23 protein-coding genes and 2 pseudogenes are annotated in these 22,327 nt (G+C 70.7%); 18 read left to right on the top strand and 7 right to left on the bottom strand.

Annotated elements, in window-relative coordinates:
* Positions 1 to 12: 12 nt before the first annotated feature.
* Entirely contained in the window at positions 13 to 1,110 is a 1,098-nt protein-coding gene (locus LV78_RS40075; RefSeq protein ID WP_253851441.1) for an IS630 family transposase, read from the bottom strand.
* Positions 1,111 to 1,659: 549 nt separating this feature from the next.
* On the opposite strand from LV78_RS40075, the gene LV78_RS40070 reads away from it, so the two are divergent.
* The 4 genes and pseudogenes from LV78_RS40070 to LV78_RS40055 all read left to right on the top strand — a co-directional run.
* The gene (locus tag LV78_RS40070; RefSeq protein ID WP_253851440.1) at positions 1,660 to 2,664 is read left to right on the top strand and encodes a DUF4238 domain-containing protein; all 1,005 of its coding nucleotides are present in this window, start codon (positions 1,660 to 1,662) and stop codon (positions 2,662 to 2,664) included.
* A gap of 231 nt (positions 2,665 to 2,895) precedes the next feature.
* Entirely contained in the window at positions 2,896 to 3,192 is a 297-nt protein-coding gene (locus tag LV78_RS40065; RefSeq protein ID WP_253851439.1) for a hypothetical protein, read from the top strand.
* Between the two features lie 356 nt (positions 3,193 to 3,548).
* Positions 3,549 to 4,373 carry a thiopeptide-type bacteriocin biosynthesis protein gene (locus tag LV78_RS42155; protein ID WP_372495064.1) on the top strand — a complete coding sequence of 275 codons (825 nt, stop codon included), beginning with the start codon at positions 3,549 to 3,551 and terminating at the stop codon, positions 4,371 to 4,373.
* Positions 4,262 to 4,504: pseudogene (locus LV78_RS40055) on the top strand (RNA polymerase subunit sigma); the annotation flags it as partial. The gene LV78_RS42155 and the pseudogene LV78_RS40055, both read left to right, overlap by 112 nt.
* Positions 4,505 to 4,692: 188 nt before the next feature.
* On the opposite strand, the pseudogene LV78_RS42195 reads toward LV78_RS40055, so the two are convergent.
* Positions 4,693 to 4,872, bottom strand: a pseudogene (locus tag LV78_RS42195) (hypothetical protein); the annotation flags it as partial.
* A gap of 217 nt (positions 4,873 to 5,089) precedes the next feature.
* Here LV78_RS42195 and LV78_RS40050 point away from each other — a divergent pair.
* The 6 genes from LV78_RS40050 (at position 5,090) to LV78_RS40025 (ending at position 8,737) form a co-directional block, all read left to right on the top strand.
* Entirely contained in the window at positions 5,090 to 5,485 is a 396-nt protein-coding gene (locus LV78_RS40050; protein ID WP_253851438.1) for a hypothetical protein, read from the top strand.
* Positions 5,486 to 5,535: 50 nt separating this feature from the next.
* On the top strand, positions 5,536 to 6,099 hold the full coding sequence (locus LV78_RS40045; protein ID WP_253851437.1) for a hypothetical protein: 564 nt from the start codon (positions 5,536 to 5,538) through the stop codon (positions 6,097 to 6,099).
* Positions 6,096 to 6,302, top strand: a complete 207-nt coding sequence (locus tag LV78_RS40040) for a hypothetical protein (RefSeq protein ID WP_253851436.1) — start codon at positions 6,096 to 6,098, stop codon at positions 6,300 to 6,302. Before LV78_RS40045 ends, LV78_RS40040 begins: the two co-directional genes overlap by 4 nt.
* Positions 6,303 to 6,653: 351 nt before the next feature.
* Complete coding sequence (locus LV78_RS40035) at positions 6,654 to 7,028, top strand: hypothetical protein (RefSeq protein WP_253851435.1); 375 nt, start codon at positions 6,654 to 6,656, stop codon at positions 7,026 to 7,028.
* The gene (locus LV78_RS40030) at positions 7,025 to 8,128 is read left to right on the top strand and encodes a hypothetical protein (RefSeq protein ID WP_253851434.1); all 1,104 of its coding nucleotides are present in this window, start codon (positions 7,025 to 7,027) and stop codon (positions 8,126 to 8,128) included. Before LV78_RS40035 ends, LV78_RS40030 begins: the two co-directional genes overlap by 4 nt.
* A gap of 276 nt (positions 8,129 to 8,404) precedes the next feature.
* Positions 8,405 to 8,737 carry a hypothetical protein gene (locus tag LV78_RS40025; protein ID WP_253851433.1) on the top strand — a complete coding sequence of 111 codons (333 nt, stop codon included), beginning with the start codon at positions 8,405 to 8,407 and terminating at the stop codon, positions 8,735 to 8,737.
* 94 nt (positions 8,738 to 8,831) lie between these two features.
* Here the strand turns inward: LV78_RS40025 and LV78_RS40020 are convergent, their stop codons facing one another.
* Positions 8,832 to 9,782, bottom strand: a complete 951-nt coding sequence (locus LV78_RS40020) for a hypothetical protein (RefSeq protein ID WP_253851432.1) — start codon at positions 9,780 to 9,782, stop codon at positions 8,832 to 8,834.
* A gap of 450 nt (positions 9,783 to 10,232) precedes the next feature.
* Here LV78_RS40020 and LV78_RS40015 point away from each other — a divergent pair, with 450 nt between their 5' ends.
* Complete coding sequence (locus LV78_RS40015) at positions 10,233 to 10,457, top strand: hypothetical protein (protein ID WP_253851431.1); 225 nt, start codon at positions 10,233 to 10,235, stop codon at positions 10,455 to 10,457.
* Positions 10,458 to 10,964: 507 nt separating this feature from the next.
* A complete protein-coding gene (locus LV78_RS42150) occupies positions 10,965 to 12,056 on the top strand; it encodes a sigma-70 family RNA polymerase sigma factor (protein WP_372495061.1) in 1,092 nt (363 codons plus the stop codon).
* Between the two features lie 171 nt (positions 12,057 to 12,227).
* Here the strand turns inward: LV78_RS42150 and LV78_RS40000 are convergent, their stop codons facing one another.
* Together LV78_RS40000 and LV78_RS39995 are read right to left on the bottom strand one after the other, a co-directional pair.
* Positions 12,228 to 12,710: an Imm1 family immunity protein gene (locus tag LV78_RS40000; protein ID WP_253851430.1), complete on the bottom strand. Its 483-nt coding sequence runs from the start codon at positions 12,708 to 12,710 to the stop codon at positions 12,228 to 12,230.
* Positions 12,707 to 13,489 (bottom strand): DddA-like double-stranded DNA deaminase toxin, encoded by a 783-nt coding sequence (locus LV78_RS39995; protein WP_253851429.1) that lies wholly within the window; start codon positions 13,487 to 13,489, stop codon positions 12,707 to 12,709. Before LV78_RS39995 ends, LV78_RS40000 begins: the two co-directional genes overlap by 4 nt.
* 449 nt (positions 13,490 to 13,938) lie before the next feature.
* Here LV78_RS39995 and LV78_RS39990 point away from each other — a divergent pair, with 449 nt between their 5' ends.
* Positions 13,939 to 14,091 carry a hypothetical protein gene (locus LV78_RS39990; protein ID WP_253851428.1) on the top strand — a complete coding sequence of 51 codons (153 nt, stop codon included), beginning with the start codon at positions 13,939 to 13,941 and terminating at the stop codon, positions 14,089 to 14,091.
* A 382-nt stretch (positions 14,092 to 14,473) separates the two neighbouring features.
* Positions 14,474 to 15,784 (top strand): AlbA family DNA-binding domain-containing protein, encoded by a 1,311-nt coding sequence (locus LV78_RS39985; protein WP_253851446.1) that lies wholly within the window; start codon positions 14,474 to 14,476, stop codon positions 15,782 to 15,784.
* A gap of 131 nt (positions 15,785 to 15,915) precedes the next feature.
* Here the strand turns inward: LV78_RS39985 and LV78_RS39980 are convergent, their stop codons facing one another.
* Complete coding sequence (locus LV78_RS39980) at positions 15,916 to 16,077, bottom strand: hypothetical protein (RefSeq protein ID WP_253851427.1); 162 nt, start codon at positions 16,075 to 16,077, stop codon at positions 15,916 to 15,918.
* Positions 16,078 to 16,347: 270 nt separating this feature from the next.
* On the opposite strand from LV78_RS39980, the gene LV78_RS41940 reads away from it, so the two are divergent.
* From LV78_RS41940 to LV78_RS39965, 3 genes are all read left to right on the top strand, one after another.
* The gene (locus tag LV78_RS41940) at positions 16,348 to 17,313 is read left to right on the top strand and encodes an RNA polymerase sigma factor (protein WP_253851426.1); all 966 of its coding nucleotides are present in this window, start codon (positions 16,348 to 16,350) and stop codon (positions 17,311 to 17,313) included.
* A 308-nt stretch (positions 17,314 to 17,621) separates the two neighbouring features.
* Positions 17,622 to 18,245 carry an RNA polymerase sigma factor ShbA gene (shbA, locus tag LV78_RS39970; protein WP_372495066.1) on the top strand — a complete coding sequence of 208 codons (624 nt, stop codon included), beginning with the start codon at positions 17,622 to 17,624 and terminating at the stop codon, positions 18,243 to 18,245.
* Positions 18,246 to 18,481: 236 nt separating this feature from the next.
* Complete coding sequence (locus tag LV78_RS39965) at positions 18,482 to 20,812, top strand: tetratricopeptide repeat protein (RefSeq protein ID WP_253851425.1); 2,331 nt, start codon at positions 18,482 to 18,484, stop codon at positions 20,810 to 20,812.
* Here LV78_RS39965 and LV78_RS39960 read toward each other — a convergent pair.
* Complete coding sequence (locus tag LV78_RS39960) at positions 20,747 to 21,931, bottom strand: tyrosine-type recombinase/integrase (RefSeq protein WP_253851444.1); 1,185 nt, start codon at positions 21,929 to 21,931, stop codon at positions 20,747 to 20,749. The genes LV78_RS39965 and LV78_RS39960 overlap by 66 nt on opposite strands.
* Between LV78_RS39960 and LV78_RS39955 the strand changes: the two genes are divergently transcribed.
* Positions 21,921 to 22,301, top strand: coding sequence for a hypothetical protein (locus tag LV78_RS39955; protein WP_253851424.1), 381 nt, complete (start codon positions 21,921 to 21,923; stop codon positions 22,299 to 22,301). The two genes, LV78_RS39960 and LV78_RS39955, sit on opposite strands and share 11 nt — an antisense overlap.
* Positions 22,302 to 22,327 lie beyond the last annotated feature (26 nt).

Raw genomic sequence — 22,327 nt, 5'->3', positions numbered from 1 at the left:
TCTAGTGCTGCGTCACGCAACCTTGGTCGGGTAATCGGTCCAGGTGCGGATGGGTGAGTCGGTGGCGAAGCCGGTCTTGGGGCGGGCTCGTGCGTTGCGCCAGCGGATGTAGGCGGCGATCGCGGCGTTCTGTTCGGCGTGGGTGAGGTGGTCGGTGCCGTTGAGGGCGAAGTAGCGCAGGGCGGTGAACTCGGCCTCGATCCAGTTCAACCAGCTGGAGTAGGTCGGCAGGAACACCAACTCGGCGTCGTTGTCGGCGGCCCAGGTCAGGACGTCGGGATGGCGGTGCGGCGAGAAGTTGTCGGCCACGATGTAGAGCTTCTGCCCCGGCCACCTGGCGCGCAGGGACTTGAGGAGGTCGAGGAACTCGCCGTGTCGTTTGCGGCGCCGGATGCGGTAGTGGATCTTCCCGGTGGTCAGGTCGAGTGCGGCGAGCATGTGCATCACGCCGTGGTGGCGGTTGTAGGTGGCGCGTAATCGCAGTGGTGCGCTGGTCGGCCGCCAGGTCTTGCCCTTGCGGGGCTGGAGGTTGAGTGGTCCGAACTCGTCGACGCAGATCACCCGGCCGTCGTCGGGCGGATGGTCGTAGAGGTCCAGGATCCGGTGCATCCTGGCCATGAAGTCCGGGTCCGTGGAGGCTTTCCAGGTGGAGGTGGTCTGCCAGGACACGCCGCCGGTGTGCAGGATGCGGCGCAGGGTCTCCCGGCTGATCGCGGCGACGGTGCCGCGGTCGAGCAGGTGGGCTCGGAGCTTGGACAGCGACCAGGTCGAGAACGCGGTGATGCCCTGGGAGGCGGGGGACGTCCTGGCGATCAGGCAGATCCGTCGCCGGACCGCCTCACCGATCACCCTCGGGCGTCCCCCGCTCCATTTTGGGTCCAGTGCCGCGAACCCCCGCTCGTTGAACGCGTGGATCACATCACGCACATAATCGGCGCTGAACTGCATCAACGACGTGATGTCAGGCACCGACTGCCCTTGAGCGGACATCAGGACCACGATCGCCCGACGCAACCGCACCGGGTCCTTCGCCGTCCTGCCGATCCGGGCCAGCTTCCGGCCCTCCTCCATCGACAACGACCGGACGAACACCTCCGGACGACGACCCACAACCACCTCCCGCTCGACATGGGAGGACCAGCCTGGACCGTCAGCCAACCGGGCCGATTAGCGGGTCAACGTTCCGAGATGCAGCACTAGCGACCATCCCGGCTGGTTCCAGCGGATTTACAAGATCCACGTCCTGACAGCGAGCGCAAGGGGCGCGAGGGAGCGGCGCATGAACTTTCGGCCGACGGCACGCGTGACCCAATTCAAGCGACAGGTTGATCGTCATAGACGACGACGCCCGACCCCGACAAGAGCGTCCGTGCGCGCCACGAAGGACTGGAAGGCGGCAGGGCGACATTGCCCCCAGGGCGACGTCCCGACAGTGACTCCGCCCCCAGGGCGACGTCCCGACAGTGACTCCACCTTCACCTTCGACAGGCGACCGTCAGGGCAGTTCGACCCCGGAGCCGGAGGCCGGTTCCACCGGACAATGGAACGATCATGAAGTTGGATAGCGCCCGAATTCCCGGGACGCCGAACCAGTTGCCGCGCCCGGCCTGCATCAGAATCCGGATCGCACCGACGACTCCAGCCCTGTAGGGTGAACACATGTGGAAGCCGACCCCGGAAGCCTTGAGTTACGCTGAAATGGTGAACAAACGGCGTGCTGAACTAGCGTTCGAGGTCGGTCGGCACGTCAGGAAACAACATCTGATCTCCCAGGTCCTGCTGCGACGCTTCACATGGGACAAGCCTCCTCAAGGCATCGCACTCGCGCGCGTGGACATCGTCCGACCCGACAGGCGATTGGACATCGTCGGCCCCCGGACGTGCGGCAAGGCGGACGACTTCATCAAATACGCCTCCGGGAGCGCCGAGGAGATGTGGAGTCGCATCGAGAACGCCTTCCCCGACGCGCTCGCCGCCGCCGACAGGGGAACGATCCTCGAATACCCCGAACTGATCGAGGTTATCAAGGACATGGTGGCACTGCATGTGGTGCGCAGCAACGACGCACCCGCCATCCACCGCGCGGCATGGGAGTCGAACCGAGAAGGGCTGCGCAGTCAAGTTCGACAGCATCCCGAACTTCTGCGCCATTACATGGACAAGGAAACCGGCTTCATCCTGTCCGGGACGGGCTGGATTGAGACGGCTTTGGATCGTCTCGAAGCGCCCATCAGGGCCAAATACGAAGAAGGCTTTCTCTTCAGGATACTGCAGGAGCGTGCCTACAAGAAGGTTCGAACCCTCCTGGGGCGGCGACACCTTCAATTCCTGAATACCGACCAGGATTTCCTTATTGGCGACACTCCCGCCGTGTCCGTCCTGCACGGGAAACCGGATAAAATCGGACTTTCGGACGGTGTCGGCATCGACGTCGCCGACAGTGTCGTGATGCCGTTGGGAAGGCGGCTTTACGTCGCGACCGATTCGAACAACCCTGCGGTCGGACGCGTTCCGAAAAGTACCGTCGACCGTCTGAACAGGCTGCAGATTTCCGCAGCGAAAAATGAGGTCTATTTCCATCCAGAAAGCGATCTCGAAGCGTTCGTCAGAGCGGAAACCAAACTTCAGGCGTCGAACTACGACACGGAGACGCGCTCCCCTTGATTTCCCCTTTTCGTCTGGCATCATCCCGGAAATACCAGCGCCCCCACGGGAACTCGTCCTGAAAAGTGGAGAGCGCTGTAAGCCGCGCCTGTCAGGCAGTGGTATCGACCAGCGCTGCGGCGTCACGACCGGAGCGGGAGGCGTCCGAAACCGGTCAGCCGCCACTGTCCGAGGAGTGCTCATGTCCACTGCCTCGCCACCTCCGTCGCCGCCCTGCTGGCAGGACACGATGTGCAGGTCGTGGTCGACCGCGCCCACGCCGAGGCCGCGACCGTCCAGCCCTGCGAGGGCCAGGACGCCGACGCGGCGGTTGGGCATGAGCAGCGCGTCCCGGCCCGGCGGGCGATGTGCCTGCGCGTGGGCGAGGTGCTCGTGCCGATCGTCCCCGGCTCCACCACGCTGCGCCTCTACCCCGCCATCGGCGATGAACTGCTCACCGACCCGCAGCGCGAGGTGCAGGTTCCGGTGGGGCATGGCGGTTGGGGCCCTGTCCCGGCCTTGGCCACCGCCCTCGAATTCGCGCACTGAACTCGAACGTTCCCGGTTCGGTGGTCACCGCCCGCCGGACCGGGAACGTGGGCGTCTTGGCTGCGACCGCTTCCCCGCCCACCAGCGCGCGGCCTGCACCGACCCGCCCACCACACCCCGCACCACGTTCCCCTGGTGGGCGTGGTGGGGGACGGGGCCCGCCTGCTGGGGCCTGTTCGACTGGGGCCCGATCGCGCGCATTGCCGTTTCTGCCCGCGCTGCACCACGGCCGCGCGATCATCTCCCCCTCCCGCCCGCTGGTGCCCGGCGCGGCTGAGCTGCCCGGCCCCTGCGCATCCACCTGGACCGGCGCGGCACCGCCACCCTGCACCCAGCCCTCACCCCGCTGACCTGAGGTGGATCGACGGGCACGCCCACGAGATCACCATCCACCTCACCCACACCCCCGTTCGCACCGGCGGGTGGTGGCGCGCGGGCGGGCGCCGATCGCGCACGACCTGAGGGCCGCGCACCTGCCCGGCGCCGGGCCCTGGGTCCACGCCCAACTGCACGCCCACCCCAATCTGCACACCACCCTGCTCACCGGGCATCTGCCCGCCCTGCTCGACCGGCTCGCCCACTCCGACCCGCACCACCGGCACGCGCCGACATGGTGGTTCCTGCCCTACCACGACCACGGCGGCCACCACCTACGGCTGCGCCTGGCCACCGCCGACGAGGACGGCGGGCGCGCCCGCGTGCTGGCCGCCCTGGGCACGTGGAGCCAGGGGCTGCGCGAGCGCGGCCTGCTCGCCACCATGAGGCTGGAGAACTACCGGCCGGAGCTCGGTCGATTCGGGCACGGCGCGACGGTGGCCGCAGCCAAGCACGCGTTCGCCGCCGACTCCGACGCCCCCCGACCCGGACACGGTGCTCGCGACGCTGCTGCACCTGCACTGCGTGCGCGTGCACGGCCTGGACCGCGCCGCCGAGCAGCAGTGCCTGCGCCTGGCCCGCGCCGCCGCCCGCAGCCACACCGCCCACAGGAACACCGCATCACCCCCCCGCCTCCCGCCATGCCTGGACGGGCGAGCTGTCAGCGGCGGTACGGGGCGATCGCGATGCCGCGCTGTCGTTGCTTGAGGTGGTGCGGCCTGTGGTGGTGCGTTACTGCTGCGCGAGGGTGGGCAGGCGGGACGGGACGTTCGCGGCGGCGGAACAGGTGTGCCTGGTGGTGCTGACCGCGCTGTCCGACTACCGGGACCAGGGCAGGCCGTTCCTGGCGTTCGTGTACGGGATCGCCGCGCACAAGGTCGCCGCCACGCACCGGGCCACCGCTCGGAACCGGTCGGAATCTTTCGAGACGGCCCCGCACACCGATCCGCCGGCCGCCCGCAGGGCAACGCCAACTCGATCGCCTCAGCCGGGGCCTTGGCACGCGCGGCAACCTGCGGGTGCCGACTGGCCTGAATGGTGTGGCAGTTGCGACGGCCCGGCGCCACACGAGCGCTACGTCGAGGACGACAGCGGAGCACTCGTGCCCTGCCCACGCTGCCGTCCCTAGTAGGACCTTGTTGGGTGCTGTTGAGCTGCGGTTTCTTGCGGGTGGTTGTGGTCTGGACGGGTTGGCGGCAGGGTGCAGATGGCCTGGGTGACCGAGGCCAGCGTGACGTGGCGGTGCCGGCCGGTCCAGGAGCGGCTCTCGAAGTGGTCCAGGCCGAGGCCGTCCTGGCGCACCCGCTCGTGCAGGGCTGTCTGGTCGTGGCCCTCGAACGGGGAACAGGTCGACCATGGTGCTGCGCTCGCACGCGGTCCGGGCAGGATGGGCCCGCACGCCGATTGCGCCATCCGCGCGGACGCAGGGCGAGCCGCCGACCGGCTCGTTGCACCTGCGCGGCCCTGCTCGCCTGGGCGGCGTCACCCGCCGCCGCCCCTGTCGTAGAACGAGGAGATGACCATGGATGAGGCGGTGGGCGGATTCGCGTTCGGTGATGCTGATCGGGAGCGGGTGTGGACCGCCATCTCGACGGTCCGGGACGCCCGCCCGCGGTTGGCCGACGACGCGGACACCGACGACATCGTCGACGCGCTGCTGCCCGTTCTGGGCGGCATCGTGGACCGGCGGATCGCGGCGCGCGGTGCCGGCGGGGATACGGCCTGGCATGACGCGGGCCTGGAGACGCGCCACGCGTGGGACCGGTTCGCGCAGGCCCGCACGCCGGTCGAGACGGCCGACGCGATCACGGCCCTGGGCGACGCCGTGGCGCAGCTGTCGATGTGGCTGCCGGGCTACGACCACGACACCGGCACGATCCTCGCCCCAGGCGAGGAGCCCGACGGGGAGCATCGGTGACCGCGCCGGAGTCGAACTCGCGGATGGGACTTCCTCCTCGCGCAGGAACGGTGGGCCGTGCCGTCGCGGACGCGGCCGGTGCGGTGGACACCGCTGTGGTGGACGCGGCGGCCGCGGTGGCGCCCGGCTGGCCGCGGCGTCGCTCGCGGTGCGCCTTCGACGTCGAGCCGGACGGCACGGTGAGCGCGGGCGCCCCCGGGGCCCGGCCGACGCCGTGGGCGGCCACGGTCATCGCCACCGCGTCCGGCGGGGTCTGGGACGCACTGGAGTTCGACGAGGGGCGCTGCGAGCGGATGCTCGCCCTGGACCTGTGCCAGGTGTGCGGGCGGCCCAGGGGAGAGCAGGTGTTCGTGCTGGCGGCGCAGAACCGATCGCGCACTGCGGTGCTGATGTACGGCGGGGCGCTGTGCTCGCTGGAGTGCGCCCGGCTCACCGCCGCGCAATGCCCGCACTACACCAGCAAGTCCCCGGTGGAGGTGTTCTCGATGCCCCGGCAGGAGCGGGTGGACCTGCTCGGTGGCGGCTACGCCAACGACGACGAGTACAGGATCGACGGGGTGGAGCCGATCGCACGGGTCCACCCCGTCGAGGCGGGCAGGGGCGGGCGACGATGACGACGGTGTGGCGGATGGGGCCGGTGCCGCTGCTGCGCAGGGCCGCGCTCGCGGTCCGTGAGCGGGGCCGGTTACGGCTGGTCGGCAGTGGAGTGAAGGTGCCGGTGCCGGTCGTCGCCGACTGGCTGGAGGAGTCCGCTGCCGCGCTGGAGCGGGGCTCCAGGCAGAGCGGCTGCCCGTCCTCGAAAAGTGAGGGCGGTTAGCACACCGCGTGGTCCTCCAGGGCCGAGGCCGGGACGGAGCCAACCCCGGCTACCACCCGATCCGGGAATCCGCGGCGGCCGGGCGCAGCAGGCGCCGGTCACCTTCCCGGATGATCCGTCCCGGAGGCCGCGATGGACCACTGCACCCTGCTGCCTCCCGGCCTCCCGGCCGCCTACGTCCCCGTCCGGCCCGGTCTGGACCGCGAGGAGGGCGGTGGTCGTAGTGCGCGGTGCGGGGCGGTCCCGGTGAGCGGTCCGGTGCAGGTCTGCGGGGCTCGGTGCGCTGCTCCGGTGCGGTGACGGGCCGTGATCCCGGCTGTGGTCGGCCGGTCGGGTGGCAGACTGTGGTGTGTGGAGCCTTCCTTACCCGAACTGCTGGTCCCCGCGGTGTGGGGGGCGGTCGGTGCCGTGGCGAACCTGGGCGTGGTGTTCCTGGAGGCGAGCCAACGGGTCAAGGGCAAGGGGTGGCCGTGGAGGCCGCCGTGGGGGCCGGGAGGCGGGCCGTACGCGGTGTCGTTGGTGGTGAACCTGGTGATCGCGGCGTTCGCCACGGCGGCGGTGTCCACCGCGATCCCCGGTAACGGGCTGGTGTTCTTCGGGTTGGGGGCCGCGGCGCCGGTGGTGGTGAAGAAGGTGGCCCGCTACGCGCAGTCGCTGCTGCCCGCGCAGGACCCGCAGCCCGACGACAGGACCGAGGAACCGGAAGGCGGAGGTGATCAGGCGTGAACGGCGAGTCCTTTTCCCGTCGGGTGTTGGCCGCGCTGGCCGGAAGCAGCCCGGCGTTCACCCGCCCGGTCCCGGCGGTCCCGTCCGGGCGTGGCCGCCGGGTGCTGGCCGCGCTGGCCGGGACCACTCCGGCGTTCACCCGCGGCGGGCTGGACGACCAGCACACCATCACCCCCTCCACGGGCTCCACCTGGGCCAAGCCCCCGAGTGGCGGAGGGGAGAACGTCCACGACTTCCCCATCCGCATGTGGCCGGAGGCGGCCTTCGCCACTCGCCCAGGCCTTGTGGAGGCTGCCCGCACTGCCCTGCGAGGCTTCGGAATGTCGAGGGAGCACCTGCGAGAGGAACCGGACGCGCGGGCGGTGCTGGCCGTTCTCGGCAGGATGGCACCGCTGGCGCGCCTGCACGCCCGCGCCCGGTTGCCGCTGGGGGAACTGGAGATCCTCGTGCGCCTGACCGGGATCACCAGGCACACCGACCGTGTCCGGATCGTGCTCGACGCTCGCAGCGCTGTCCGGCGGACCGCCCTGCCCTATGCGATCTTGAGCGTCAAGAAGGACCTGGACGAACTTCGTCGCCTCCCCCTCCTTGATGCCCAAGCGGACCTCGTCGACAAGCTGGTCGTGTTCGCTGACCGGGTTCAAGGGTTGTGGGATGGACAGGCGGGTGAGCGTCACGAGCTCCTGACCCTGTTCGGCGAGCTACACCACGCCCTGTTCCGGTTCCGCGTCGATGTGCGACGCCTCGTTGCCTCTCGCCTTTTCGACATCAGCGCCGGATCTCACCCGAGCACGAGCGTCGACGTCCTCAGCGTCGCTGCCGTCGCCGGTCGGATCCACCGCGCGCTCGTCTCCGGCTACAGCCCCGAGAGCCTGTGGGAGAGCATCGCGCCGCTGTTGACGGACATGACGGAGGCCGACCTGCGTGGGGCGCGGGTAGAGGTGGGAAGCCTGGATGGCGTGCGCTGGTCCTCCCGGACCCGCTGGCCCGAGGAGTTGCGGGAGTGGGTGCGGGAGCACTCGGAGCAGATCGGCGAGGACCTCTACGAGATCCACGACCGCCACGACAGCCGGGACCGCGAGTCCACCCCCGCACGCTGAGGAATACCCCACCCGTGTCGACCTGTCCCCTGGTTTTCCGCCGCCGCTCTGGAGGCCTTCTCCTCCTGCCTGGCCGGGCTGTGGACCACCTGGGCCCACGACGAGAACCCGCCCCCCAGGAGCGCTCCACCGTGCCCGCCTGGGCCACCCACCGCACGCACGCCACCACGCGCCGTCGACCCGGCGCCGCCGAGGGCGACGGCCTCCTCCCGCAGGGCTCTCCACGACCGGGGGACCCGGGGTAACGAGGCGCCGGGGCGGAGTCGACCACCGGGTATGGACAACGGTGTCGTGCGGCTGCTCGGCCGCGTGCTCGGGTGGCTGCGCGGCCTGGCCGTGCTCGCGGTGGTGATCGCGTTCGTCGGCGGCGCGCTGTGGCTGCTGGGCGGCCCGTCCGGCTCCGAACAGGACGGCGGGCCGCCACCGGACGGCGTCTCCGACTACCGGCAGGACGAGGACTACCAGCGGGACCAGGACGAGAGGCTGCGGTGGCAGCTGGAGGACCACCGGGGACGGCGGCAGGCCGAGCTCGAGGAGGCCTACGAGCAGGGCTACGACGACGGCCACGACGAGCAGTTCCCCGGCGAGGAGCCCGTCGACGAGCCCTGAACCCGGTGCGTCCCGCCGACGGGGGCTGTGCGACTCCTGTGCGGCTTCGCGGGGTGCGTCCGAGAATCAGGTCCGGCCCGTCGGTGCCCGGCCTCTAGTCCTGTTCGTCCCGTCGCGTGTCGGCCTCCGCCAGGGCGGCCTGGACCTTGGGCAGTTCCTCCTCCAGGTGCCGCACCACTGCCAGGTAGGCGGTCTCCAGATTTGCGGGGGACCTGCCGAGGTAGTGGTGGTAGCGGCGGCCCGCCTCGGTGAGCGCCGCGGCCATGTTGATCAACAGCGGGTAGTGCCGGTCCTCGTGGTTGCCGAAGACGTGGCGGACCGCGTGGTGCTGCCGGTCGATCCGGAACCGCCCCCACCCCTGATGGGCCCACGCCACCTGGTGGGCGAACCCGCTCCACCGGTGGTAGAGGTCGCGGCCGCCGTCGGGCATCAGGTCGGTGATGCCCACCAGGTGCGTGTACCCCGCCTGCCTGCCCTCGACCTCGATTCCCCAGCTTGTCTGTCCGGGCCGTCGCTTGTTCCCGCGCTGCCACACGGGAAGTCCCGTGGCCTGGATGTCCGCGCGGAGCGCGGCGGACAGTGCGGCGTCCGGCGGGGTGGGCCCGGCCTGCTCCTCGCTCAGCGACCACAGGATGATCCGGGCGCCTCGGCGCAGGCGTTCGTCGAAGTCGATCGTCGGGTTGAGGAACCAGCCGACCTGCCCGCAGCCCTCCAGGATGGCCCGGCACGTGGTGTAGCAGGCCACCCCGGGCCAGTCCTCGGCCTGCCAGGGGCCGACCGAACGGGCTGCTGCGGCGTACCCCAGGACGAGTTGGCGCAGATGGTCCTGGACGCCGTCGATCTTCATCATCATCTCCCGCTCGGCGGTGTCGAGCACCCGCTGTGCGGCCTCGCCCGCCGACAAGGCCTCGGCCCGGGGCGCGCAGGGAGCGGCCGGGCTTGTGTCCACCCGCAACGCCATCCAGGCCTTCCGCAGCGCGCGGGAGGCCAGGTACAGCGGGGCGGCGCTCGACCTCATGTCGACCTCGTGCCCGTCACCGGCCATCTGCTCTCCTGAGGTACCGCTCCGGGCGGTGTGTGGGTGTCAGGTCGCGAGTGGGCCTTCTGAGGCTGAGAAGGCGTTCCCGTGGACAGCGTGTCGACCTGACTCCGAGACCCACCGCCGTGGCCTTTCCCCCGCGCTCTTCAGGAGGGCGCGACCACCGCATGCTGGCCACCCGCGAGGCGATCTTTGCGTGGGGTGATTGTTCGCCATGCCAAGGGTTTCCGCGATTCCGCTGCTCCCCGACTCGGGGCGCAGCGCGCGCCACGCCTGTCACGACCTGCCGCGTCCCGATCCCCTTGTGTAACTCTGCCCGATAGGGGATCGTTACCTGCGTCGTTCTTCGTGGACGGCACTGGCGGTCTGTCCAAGATCGCTCCTCTGCTCGACCAGGCATTGACCCGCTGCGCGGATTCGGCAGCGTGCCGAGCCTGATCGAGATGGGAGGACACCTTGGACGACAACCAGGATGCACCGCACGAGAGGCCCCCGACCCGCTGGGCGGGGAAGTTGACCGAGTGGTGTGAAGGACGAGGGGTCGAGTGGTGGAAGTGGGGACGCCCGCTTCTGCTGGCCACCGAGGCGGTCTGCGTGCTCTCCAAGCACGAAGCCCCCGCCGGGGTGGCGAGGGCTTTCGTCGTGGTGGGTGACGTGATCTTCAAGCCTCGCGAGCGCTGATCACGAACACCCGTCGGCAGGCCCGCACCAGGCCAGGTGCGGGCTTGTCCCGTTTCCGCTTTGCCCTCCTCCGGACAGGGGTGGGACCGCCCTCATGGCATGGGGGCGAGCTTCCCTGTCGTATCTGGTTGAGGCCAGCGGAGCTTCCTGCAGCATGTAACAAGCTCCGTTGTCGCGTAAGACGTCAGTTTGTCCGACAACGGCACGAAACTGTGTTGCGCTTCTACTTTACCCCCTGTTCGGGGGTGTTTCCAGCGACTAACGTGCTGTCGGGGAGCCTGCGGGGCTTGACACTTTTGAGGTGGTGACGTGGAACACGTGCCGGGTCGCTGTCTGTCCTGTGATAAAGCGCTGCCCACCTCGACCTCCCGGATGGGCAGACCGCGCCTGTTCTGCTCGGCAACCTGTCGTTCCGCCGCCCGACGTCGACGCGCCGCTCAAGCCGTGACGTGCGAGATCGTCCTGTGCGACGTGCGATGCACCCGACCCGCCGACACGGTCAGGACCGTGGGTGAGCGTTCGCTACGGGTGTGCGCGTCGTGTGCCGACCTCGCGGTCGCCTGGCTACGCGCACTCACCCCGCACGTGGACAAGACGGAGTCGGCCACGCCGGCACAGCACCCCCCGCTCGGCCCCCTGAGGGGGGCGAAGCCGAAAAACCCCGAGCCCGGACCGGCCGCAGAGCCGAAACCGGCGCTCCCCGAGCACGCTGCGACGGACTCGATCGTTCAGGCCGGAGTGGTCAACGGAGGGGTATCCCTCCGTTCCGGCGGGCGGGACGACACTGATCCCGGCCTGAGCCCGCGTGAGCGTGACGTGGTGGCCCTATTGGCATCAGGGCTGCCCGCCACCAGCGTCGCCCAGCGCCTGAAACTCACCAACTCCACCGTCCAGCAGTACCTGACCCGTGCCCGTGCCAAGTACGAAGCGGTGAGCCGTGCCGCACCGACCAAGATCGACCTGTACCGCAGGGCCTTGGAAGACGGACTGATCCCTCCAGGAAGGCGCTCCTCCGCTGAGGTCGTGGAACGCGGCCTCACGGACAACAACCTGGCGCTGGCGGCGCTGGGCAACACCGCCGCCGTGCAGGAGATCATCCGCGGCATCGTCCCTCATATCACCATGTACTGCCGAAGACGGCTGAATACGAGCCACGGGATGATCACCTCGGCGGAGGATGTCACGCAGGAGGCGTGCTTGGTAGTGCTCAAAGCGCTGCCGGGGTACCAGGGCGACAAGATGCGCTTCCTGGCCCTCGTGCACGACATCACCGCCTGGGAGGTCATCGGCGCGAAACGGTCCGCCGCCGTCAGGAATCGCCGGACCGAGCTGGTGCCCCAGGTCCCCGACGTCGAGGAACCGGATGCGGGGCCGGAGCAGCGGGCCCTGCAGCAGGAGCTGTCGGGAAGAATGGCGGAACTGTTGCAGAGTCTGCCCGAACGGCAGAGGGAGATCCTGCTACTGCGGGTCGTTGTCGGCCTGTCAGCGGAGGAGACCGCCGCCGCGGTGGGTGCGTCACCGGGGCAGGTCAGGGTCATTCAGCACCGTGGCCTGGCCAAACTGCGCACCCTGGTCGAGGAAGATGACGAAGTCGGCTGAGCAGTGCCGAACGGCGCCCACATGCGGAAGTGTGCTGTTGTCCAGGCTCTGAAACCGCGGTGACGAACTTCGGGGTGGTCGTGGCCCTCTTGGCGGTGACTTGTGCCCTCACACGCTCCTCGCTGTTGCGCCGGCCGCCGGGAGGATGCGTGCTGCTCCCTGGTCCGGCGGTCAGGGGGTGAGCAGCATGTGCCCGCGCGGCGCCGGTGCCCATGCCCACGGTGCGGGCAGTCGCGGCCGTTCCCGGTCGGCGAGCAGGTCCTGCAGGGCGGTCCACACCACTGGCAGCGGCGCGGCGAGCAGGTCGCTGACCCCGCAGGGCTGTCCGGAGTGGTCGGAGGCGTAGCGCGTCACCGCGTCACCGCCTGTCTTGGTGGATGCGGTGGTGTCCACGGGCACGCGCACCCCCTCGGGCCCGGTCCAGCGCAGCGCGCCGCGCTGTCCGGCCAGGCCGACGTCCAACCAGCGGGTCGGGGCGGGCCGCCCCCAGGCGGTGCCGTCGTCCTGCTCGGCCACCACCCGCCACAGGCACGGCCTGGCAGCCCCGTGCGCGGTGTTCCACGCCGTCAGTTCGGCGACCAGGGCGGCGACCTCGCGGGGGGTGCGTCCGGGCAGGACGATGGTGCTGTGGTGCGGGCTGATCAGCGTGTTCACGGTGCCGCTCTCCCGTCGTAGTGGGCCAGGTGGGGGCGGGTGCCGTGGGTGCTCGCCACGGTCGGACGGTAGCCGCGCGGCAGCAGCAGCGGCAGCGCCTGGTGGCAGCCCAGCCCGTGCTCGGCCCCACAGGCCGGGCGGTTGAGCACGACCATCGCGTGGCGCACGCGCGCTTCGCGCATCCAGGAGGTGGCCTGGGGTTCGACGTGGTGGGCCACGTCGAGCATCCACCCCGGCAGCCCGGCAGCCTGGATCCGCTGCCACGCCTCCTGGGACCACCGGCCGGGGCCGGGGAGGAAGGTGTGGCTGACGTGCGACTCGGGGTCCAGCGCCCGCACGTGCCCTTCCAGCGGCACCCCGCTGCGCGCGGCCGAGTGGGGCTGGGTGATCAGCGGCATGGCCCACTCGCTGCCCACGGGGTAGAGGTCCCCGGTCGTGCCCGCCGTCACCGCGGCTACCCGCTCCCGTGTCGTCGGGGAGCCCGCCGGTGGTGCCGGAGGGGTCTCGGGGACGAGGTCTGCGAGCAGACGCGCCCGGTAGTCCCGCACCAGCTCGCGCCCGCGCTCCAGCGCGGCCCGCAGCCGTTCGAGTTCGGCCGTGAACGCGGTGTGCCCGTCGTGCAGCAGTGCGGCCTCGTCCCCGACGGTGCCCGCCGCGGCGTGCTCGACCAGCGCGCGCATCGCCTCGGCGCACTCGCCCGCCGCCGCCAGTTCGGCGTCGGCGCGCCCGGCCAGCTCCACCACCCGTTCCAGCGTGGCGGCCACCTCGACCAGAGACAATTCCGGCCCCACCTCCGGCCGGTCACCCTGGCAGTGGCCCGCACCCGGTCGGCGGCCATCGCGCCTGCTTCACCCGATCGTGTCGTGACGGCCGGTCGCCGCGCCCGTGCCGAGGTGTCCGTGTCCGGGAGGCGGGCGAGCACCGCGAGAGCGCGACGGGCGCGGGCGGTCGGGCTCTCGCGCAGCAACCGCCCGGCCAGCCGACGCCCTGGGCATCGGGGCCGTGGGGGCCGGAAACACCTGGCGTTCAGGGGATGAGGTCGACACAACGTGGCGATCTTGGTGTTTTTCGGCGGCATCCGTGGTTGCGCGTGCGGCACAAGGGTGACGAAAGGACTCCGGGGTCACCGAGCGCGGTAGAACCACTTCCAGTGCTGTTCCACCGCTTCCCAGCTGGGCGGTGGAACAGGGTCTCCCGCCGGGGGACCCCCGCTCACCAGGAGGTGTCAGTGAGCAGGCGCAGATGGAGGGTCCCCTCGTGGCGTCCACGTCCCGAGCGGGTGTCCCGCAACGACGAAAGCCTGATCCGCATGATCGGGATCAGGCTCGTCGCCGAGTGGCTCAAGGACCTGGTCGTCACGTGGTTGGGCAACCACGACTAGGCCTGCCGTCCGCTCAAGGTGTCGAGTCGGGCTTGCCCCCCGGCTCGACACCGGGCACCTGTCAGCGACAAAAGGGCATCTACCTGCGGTTTCGCCGCAGAACAGGTGCTGTCAGTGGCAGTTTGCCACAGTGCCGATAGCACCAATTCACCTCATTGAGTGAAGGCGGCGCGCCCGGTATCGGGCCGTGCGGTCGCCGAGTCCGACGACGCGGCGCTGCGACCTCGCCCACCACGGACACGTGCCAGCGGGCCGGGCGCGACCGGCCGGTCCGATGTGGGCCAAGCGGCACACCACGCAAGGCGACGGTGGAAGCGGCGGCCGTCTGGCGTGGCGCGCTCTCGTGCCGGCCGGTGCTGGTTAGCCTCGGCCGGTGCCGATCATGTGGTACCGCATCCACGCCGAACTGGGCCTGTCCCCGACCCCGCTGACCTACGACATGCTGGTGCGCGCCGTCGACGAGCGGATGGGCGAGGCCGAGGACCTGGACTGGAAGCGGGAGCTGCCGCCCGAGGTCGAGAAGAAGCAGTGGGAGTTCGCCAAGGACGTGGCGGCGATGGCCAACACCCGCGGCGGGTTGATCGTCTACGGCGTGCGCGAGCACGAGGGGGATGGCAACCACGCGGCCGGGTTGACCGACGTGCCCAACGGCGAGCGGGACCTTCAGGCCCTGCGTTCCCACGCCCACCGGTACATCCGGCCCCTGGTCGACGGCCTGGTGATCGAGGCGATCGACGACCCGGACGGCACCGGGCCCGGCCTGATCGCGGTGTCCGTCCCGTCCAGCCCGGACGCCCCGCACGTGATCGGCGAGAAGAACCGGATGGGAGTGCCCTACCGGTACGGCACGGACACCAACTGGATGTCCGAGAGCGAACTCGAACGCGCCTACCGTGACCGCTTCACCCGCCGCGCCGACGACCGCACCGCGCTGACCGCGCTGATCGACGGGCTGCGGCCCGAGATCGACCTGTCCAAGGGCGTCTGGGTGGCGGTGGCCACCAGGCCCGTCGCGCCACTGCCGTTGCTGGCCGCGCCCCCCTCGCGGGAGCAGGCCACCGAGACGATGCAGGCCGCGCTGACCGTGGCCGACGGGATCTTCTCCTGGGAGCAGCAGGGGCGGCCTGCGGTGCTGCAGCAGCTCGGCTTTCCCCCGGTGGAAAACCCCAGGAACGGTCTGCGCCGCTGGGTGATCCGCTCCGACCACTACGCCACGGACCCCGCGCAGTTGGTCGACTGGGCCCTGGTGGAGTTGCACCACGACGGCTCCATCGCCCTGGCGGTCGGCCTGGCGGGCTTCGTCTCCCCCAGCACGGAGCTCGGTGGAAGCCACAAGCCCTGGCCTGTGCCGTACCGGCTGGTCGACGCCGTCGTGGTCGAGGCGGTCGCCCTGGCCGCCGCGCACATCCGCGCCCTGGGCGGGGTCGGGACCGTCCTGACCCGCGCGGTGCTGCTCCGGGACGAGAGCACCGGCCGCGCGCCGCTGGTGGCCGTCAACAACCGCCTGGGCCACATGCTGGTCGAGGGCGAGTACCGCCTCGTCCTGGGAACGCGGGCGGTGCGCGAGCCGACGGCGGTGGAGACCTCGTTCACGGCCCAGGACGACGACGCCGCGTTGCGCCAGGCGGCCCGCCAACTGGCCGATGACCTGGACCAGCAGTTCGGCATCCGCAACTCCAGCATCCCCGGATAAGCCCCGCCGCACTCCGGCGATGCCGTGACCGTCCGTCCTTGCGCGTCCGACGACGCCCCGAACCAAGAAGGTTCCTGTCGTCCGGGTGCCCTTGACGAGGGCAGGTGTCGCGCCTGGGGTGTTGCGGTGGGTTAGTTCCTGGCGATGACCCAGTTGAAGAAGGCCGTGGCGGTGGCCGTGGCCGCGGTTCCCATCAGGACCGCGTCGGCCGGGTGCCGTCCGGCCAGCGCGGCCAGGAGTCCGGTGCCGATGCCGGTGAGCACGGCCAGCAGCAGGATCAGCGTGGCGCGCATCCCCAGCAGGGGAGCGTCCTGTGGGGTGGTTCGGCGAGGTGCGCGAGGGGCGGGCATCAGGGTCTCCCTGCTGGTGGTCGTGTCGGGCGTGCTCGCCCCGGTCATGCCGGGGCCTAGGTCGATCGGCGCAGGTCACCCCACGGAAACTCTTCCCCGGTGCCAGCGGGGAAAGATCACGGGAAAAGATCGTGGGGTTCCGGGTGGGACCCGACCTAGGACGAGGGCATCGCCCCTGCACGGCCAGGGGGCCGGAACCTGGAGGAGGCAGCGGTGGGTGGTGACGGGAGGTTCCGCGGTGCCGGTCCCCGCCACGCCGTTACAGACCTACAACCGGGCGAGAGCCTCGGCGACGACGGTTCGCGCGTCCCGCCCGACCCGGCTTCAGGGACGCGGGGCGAACAGGACGCCGAGGCCGCGGACAGCGTGGGCGGGCAGTGGTTAGACGACCGCGAGGACGCGCTGGCCGGAGAGTTGCTGGCGGAGCTGGGGCGGGACGAACGGGAGCCGGACTTCGACCTGCAGGAGGAGCAGGACGCCGACGACGCCCGCTCGCTGGCCCGCTACCTGCGGCTGGAGCAGGACCGGCTACTCTACCAGCGGATGGTCGACGCCGGGTTCCAGGGCGTTGAGTACGAGATCCTGCGCGGCGAGTTGGCCGCCTACGCGCTGCCGGTGATCCGCGCCTGGATCCGCCGGGGCGAGATCTTCACCCGAACCGGCGGGATCGGCAGGCCCCTGACCGTGACCGACCCCGACCGCCAGGCGCTGCTGGACGTCGACGAGCGCATCGGTCTGGCCTGCGAGACCGTCGCCAGGGCGTTGACGCTGTTCCACCGCCGGGCCCTGGCGGGAACCGGCTGGTCCGCCCAGGGCGGGGCCTCGCTGACCACCTACTTCGTGGGCGCCTGCGTGGCGGAGTTCCCCACCGTCTTCCGCGCCTGGCAACGTGAACGCGCCCGCTGGGCGCCTACGACAGCCTCCGCGCCCCCGGCCGCCGGGGACCACGGTCCCGTTGCGCAGGATCCTGCGGTGGAGGTCGTCACACGCGAGGAGGTCATGGGCATCCTCGCCAGGATGCCGGACAAGGTCAGGCAGATCCTCTCCCTCATGGCCCTGCGCGGGGACACCCAGGCCGAGGTCGCCCGCGAGTTGGGGCTGACCGAACGCGCCGTCGAGGGACGGCTCTACCGCCACCGGAGCGAGTTCCGGCGCCGTGAGAAGGGCAGGGACCGATGACCCGCGAGAGCACGGACACCCCCGAGACCCCCCGACACCGCGCCTCCGCGATGCTGCTGTTGCGCGTGTTCGCCGTCCTGGACCGGAGCACGGGCCAGGACCCGGATCGTGTGCTGGTCGAACGTCTGCGCCCGCTGCGCGACAAGCTCGTCCACAACCTCGACCTGGACGAGGGGGAGTGGGCCGCCGTCGATTCCGCGGCCGCCGAACTGGTTGGCTACCTGCACCTGCTGGAGTCCTCCTCGCTGGGCAGCCCGCAGGCGCAGGCCCACCGCCTGATCACGCCCGCGGACCAGATCGCCGAAGTCCTGCGACGCAGCCGACCGGTCACCGGGAAGCAGACCATCGCAGGAGACGGAGCCGACGCGGCTGCAGGACGGGGGCGGTTCGACTTCGGGCAGGTTCAGGCGGCGGCACGGGGGGATCGCGATGCCGCGCGGTCGCTGATGGCGGTGGTGAGGCCTGTGGTGGTGCGTTACTGCCGTGCGAGGGTGGGCAGGCGGGACGGGACGTTCGCGTCCGCCGATGACGTGGCGCAGGAGGTGTGCCTGGCGGTGCTGACCGCGCTGCCCGACTACCGGGACCAGGGCAGGCCGTTTTTGGCGTTCGTGTACGGCATCGCCGCGCACAAGGTCGCCGCCACGCACCGGGCCAGCGCTCGGAACCGGTCGGAGTCCTTCGAGACGGCCCCGCATACCGATCCACCTGACCGGGTGACGCGGCTGTTGCGGGTGCTGTCGGACAAGCAGCGGGAGATCCTGGTGCTGCGGATCGCGGTGGGCCTGTCGGCGGAGGAGACCGCGCAGGCGGTCGGCTCCACGCCCGGCGCGGTGCGCGTCGCGCAGCACCGCGCCCTCGCGAGGCTTCAGAAGGTGCAGGGCGCAGGGCAGATCGAGGTCGGAGCGGCGCTGGGGTCGACTGTGTGGGAGTGAACGGGGCACGCGCGCGTCCCATGCTGGTCGCCACGCACAAGTGAACTCGCTCGCCTCGCTCTGCCTCTCCGCGTGAGTGGAAGGAAATGCGCCTGTGTCGGGCCGATCGTCCCGACCGCGTCGTGGTCTATGCCTGAGGCCGCCACCAACCCGCTGTAGCAAAGACCCAGTTGCCGGCGACAGTTTTAGGACCACATCGACGAGGTGGTCCTAAAAGTGGGCGGAAGGAGTCCGGGGTGCGGCTGGGGCGTCGCTGGTTACGCGCTGCGCTGCTGACGTCGGTGGTACTGGCCTTGGCCACGGCCACCGTCCGGTGGGGCTTGTGGGGCTGGTTGCCCGCCGAGGAGGGCCCAGCGCGCAACGTCATGGAGGGCCTGTCTTGGCCCTCCACCATCCTGGCCACTGTGTTTCTGGTGGCCGACTTGGCGTGGCGGTGGATCGCACAAGAGCGGCCACCTCCCGGCCTGAGCGCGCCTGTGGCGGTGGACCCGCTGGCGGGCCGGGCACTGCACCTGGTCGACGGGCGACTTCCCACCGTGGCCGAAGTGGGTCTGTTGGCATTGCAGGTCAAACCGGCGATCGGCACCCACCGCGAGGACGGGAAGGACCTGCCTGCTTACGTTCCCCGGGACGTGGACGTGGACCTGGAGTGGGCGATCGCGCAGGGCGGCATGGTCCTGCTGCACGGCCCCGCCGCCGCCGGAAAGTCCAGGGCCGCCGCCGAAGCCCTGCGGCGCCTGCGCCCGAGCGCGCCGCTGGTGATGCCTGGGGGCGGGGCCGCGCTGCGTGCCCTGATCGAGGCCGGCGCTGTCCCGGCGGGGGCTGTGGTGTGGCTGGATGACCTGGAAAGATACCTCAGCGGCGAGGGCCTGGACATGGCGTTGTTGCAACGCCTGTGCCCCCAGGACCGCCAGCAGGACGTGCCCACCGTGGTGGTGGCCACCATGCGCAAGAATGAACTCGCCCGCTACACCCCCACGACCAAAACGGCGGAGGGGATCGAACGCACAGCCGTCGACCTGGTCGCCCACGTGCGTGGGCGCCGCAGGATCAAAGTAAACACCGGCCTGTCCGACGCCGAACGCGAGCGGGCGACAGAAGCCGCCGAGCACGACGAGCGGATGCGCGGTGCGGCGGTAGCCCCGGAGGGCTTCGCCGCGTACCTGGCCGCCGGAGTGCAAATGATGGATCGGTGGAACAACGGGGGCGATGCCCGCGCCCAGCTCGGTCAGGCGCTGGTTTCGGCGGCGGTGGACTGCCGCCGCGCTGGCTACCACCAGCCGGTGCCCACCGCCTTGCTCGAACGGTTGGCACCGCACTACCTGCCCCAGCTGTGGCGGCATCGCACCGACCTGCCCTCCATCCAGGAAGCCCTGGACTGGGCACACGAACGCGTTCTGGACGCCGACTCCTGCCTGCGCCCCCACCCCGACGGCACACATCTTGCCACCGATTACCTGGTCGACCACGCTCAGGGCGAAGAAACCCCGTTACCCGCACAGGTCGCCCCCGAGACGTGGACGGCATTGCTGGACACCGTTCCCGCCGAGAACATGAACCCGATCGGCTGCGCCGCCTACTACGTGGGCAGGCATGACGACGCTTTCCGGGCATGGCGCTTGGCCGCGACCACGGAAGACCCCAAAGCGCTGTCCAACCTGGGCCTTCTACTGCGCAAGCGGGGGGAAGCTGAGGAGGCGGAGAAATGTTATCGGCGGGCTACCGCCACAGGCTTCACCGAATGTTTAGTCGATCTTGGCCTTCTGCTGTTCGAGCAGGGAGAGGTCGAGGAGGCGGAGGAGTGTTGCCGGCGGGCCGTCGCGGCAGGCCAGACCGAGGCGCTGAACACCCTCGGGAACTTGCTGTTCGAGGTGGGGCGGGTTGAGGAGGCTGAGGGGTTCTACCGGCGGGCCATCGACGCAGGCCACACTACGGCGCTGGTCAACCTTGGCCTTCTGCTCTTGCGCGGAGTGGGGCGAGCTAAGGAGGCAGAGGAGGTCTATCGGCGGGCCGTCGCCGCAGGCTCCGTCGATGCGCTGATCGCCCTCGGGACCCTGCTGTTCGAGCGGGGAGAGTTCGAGGGGGCGGAAAGGGCCTATCGGCGGGCCGTCGCCGCAGGCCACACCAAGGCACTGTTCACCCTCGGGTACCTGCTGCACAGACTAGGGCGGGTTGAGGAGGCTGAGGGGTTCTATCGGCGGGCCGTCGCCGCAGGCCACAGCGATGCGCTGGTTACTCTCGGGGAGCTGCTGAAAGAGTCGAAACGGCTGGATGAGTCGATAGAGGTTTACCAGCGGGCCCTCGCTATAGGCAGGGGCCAGCTGCGTGACCGCAGCATCCTGTTGCGCAAGGCCGGACGGTTCGAGGAGGCAAAGAAGGTGGAGGACTACCTCGAGCAGTGGCAGCCTGTCCATCCCAACCAAGTGACCGCCCAGCCGTCCGTCTCCGTTGGTACGCATCTTGGCAGCGAGGTTGTCGCTTCTGCGGCAGCGGGGGCCGTGTTACTTCCCGTCGATCGGGAGGGTGGTGGCGGTGGCGACGAGGTGGGCGGGGTCGGCCGCGAGTAGGTCGTCGGTGTGGTCGTAGAGCGCGGTGGTGTCCGGGCTGGCGTGCGCGAGGGTGTGCTGGCGTTGTTCGAGGGTGGTGCCGCGGGCTTTGGCGATGGTGTTGAAGGCGTGGCGGGTGCTGTGCGGGGTGACCCGGTGCGGTTCGGGGATGCCCGCGGCGGTGGCGAGGGTGGTGATCAGGTGGGCGACCTGGTGGCGGGTGATCCGGGCCCCGTCCCGGTCCACCAGCAGCGCGGGCTCGCCAGGGTCGGCGATGCGGTGGGCGAGCCAGCGCTCCAGCAGCGGCACCAACTGCACCGGCAGCGGCCGCACCCGCACCTTCTCCCCCTTCATCCGCAGCGTGATCGTGCGGAACAGCGCGCCGCCGGGGTCGGCGCGGTGGCCCAGGTCGGTCAGGTTGGCCCCGCACACCTCGCTCACCCGCGCCCCCAAATCGATCATCAGGTGCACGGCCAGCGGCGCGCTGCCGCTCGGCCAGGTGCAGGGCGCGGCGGTGGTGGTGGCGGCGCACACCGCCCGCGCCTGCGCCTCGCTCAGTGACCGGGTGGTGGAGTGGCGGCGGTCGTACTTGGGTCGGGCGGCCTGGGCTGCGGGGTGGTGGGTGGTGGGTGGCCCGGCCCGCACCAGGTACGTGTAGAAGCTGGAGACGGCGTTGAGCGCGCGGGCCACGCTGCGCCCGCTCCGTAGCTGACCGATACGCGCGCTGGGGGTGGTGCGCAGGTGGTGTCCGAACACCTGGCTCTCCGGCAGGCCGAGGGCGAACGGGTCCAGGGCGTGCTCGCGGCACCACCCGAGGAATAGGCGTAGGTCGGTGCGGTAGGCGGCGGCGGTGTTGGCCGACAGGTCCGGGCGCGCCAGGAACGCCACGACGAGCTTCGCCAGGCTGTGCCCGCCGGGCGGCAGGTACACCCCGGTCGGCTGTGGCGGCGCCCCCACCGCCCACGGCGCCCCCGCCCCCACTGCGGCCGGGACGTCCTCTCCCACACCCGCCCCAACCGGGCCGGACACCCCGGTCTCCCCGGATACCGGGGTGTCCGGGGAGACCGCGCCGGGCGTCGCCACGTCCGTGCCGTACGCGCACCAGCGTGTGAAGGCCGCCCCGGTCGAGATGACCTCCACCCAGCTCAAGTCGACCATGATGGACGCCCTCGACGACGCCCGCGCCGGGTTCGTCACCTACATCGTGCGCAACGGCCGCCGCGTCGCCGCCCTCGTCCCCGTCGGCGTCGGCCAGGCCTTCGAAGAGCAGGCCCCGCTGCCCGACCACGCCCGCGCCCGCGCCGAGATCGCCCCCCTGGCACGCGCCCAGACCGAGATCACAGCCACCCTCGACCGCCTCGCCGGAACCGTCCACGGCCACCCGACCGGCACGGCCGGCGCCGAGCCGGTCCCCGCGCCCGTCCCCGATGCCCGGCCGGTGTCCCCCGAGTCCTCGCTCGCCGACGGGCTACGGGAGTCGGACGAGAGCACGTTCGGCGGCGGGTGGTGACCCCACCGTCCTGTCCCTGAGACCTG

Source organism: Actinosynnema pretiosum, from assembly GCF_024171695.1.
Lineage (GTDB): Bacteria > Actinomycetota > Actinomycetes > Mycobacteriales > Pseudonocardiaceae > Actinosynnema > Actinosynnema pretiosum.
Note: the sequence above shows the minus strand (reverse complement) of the source record. Positions and strands in the feature narration are given on the sequence as shown.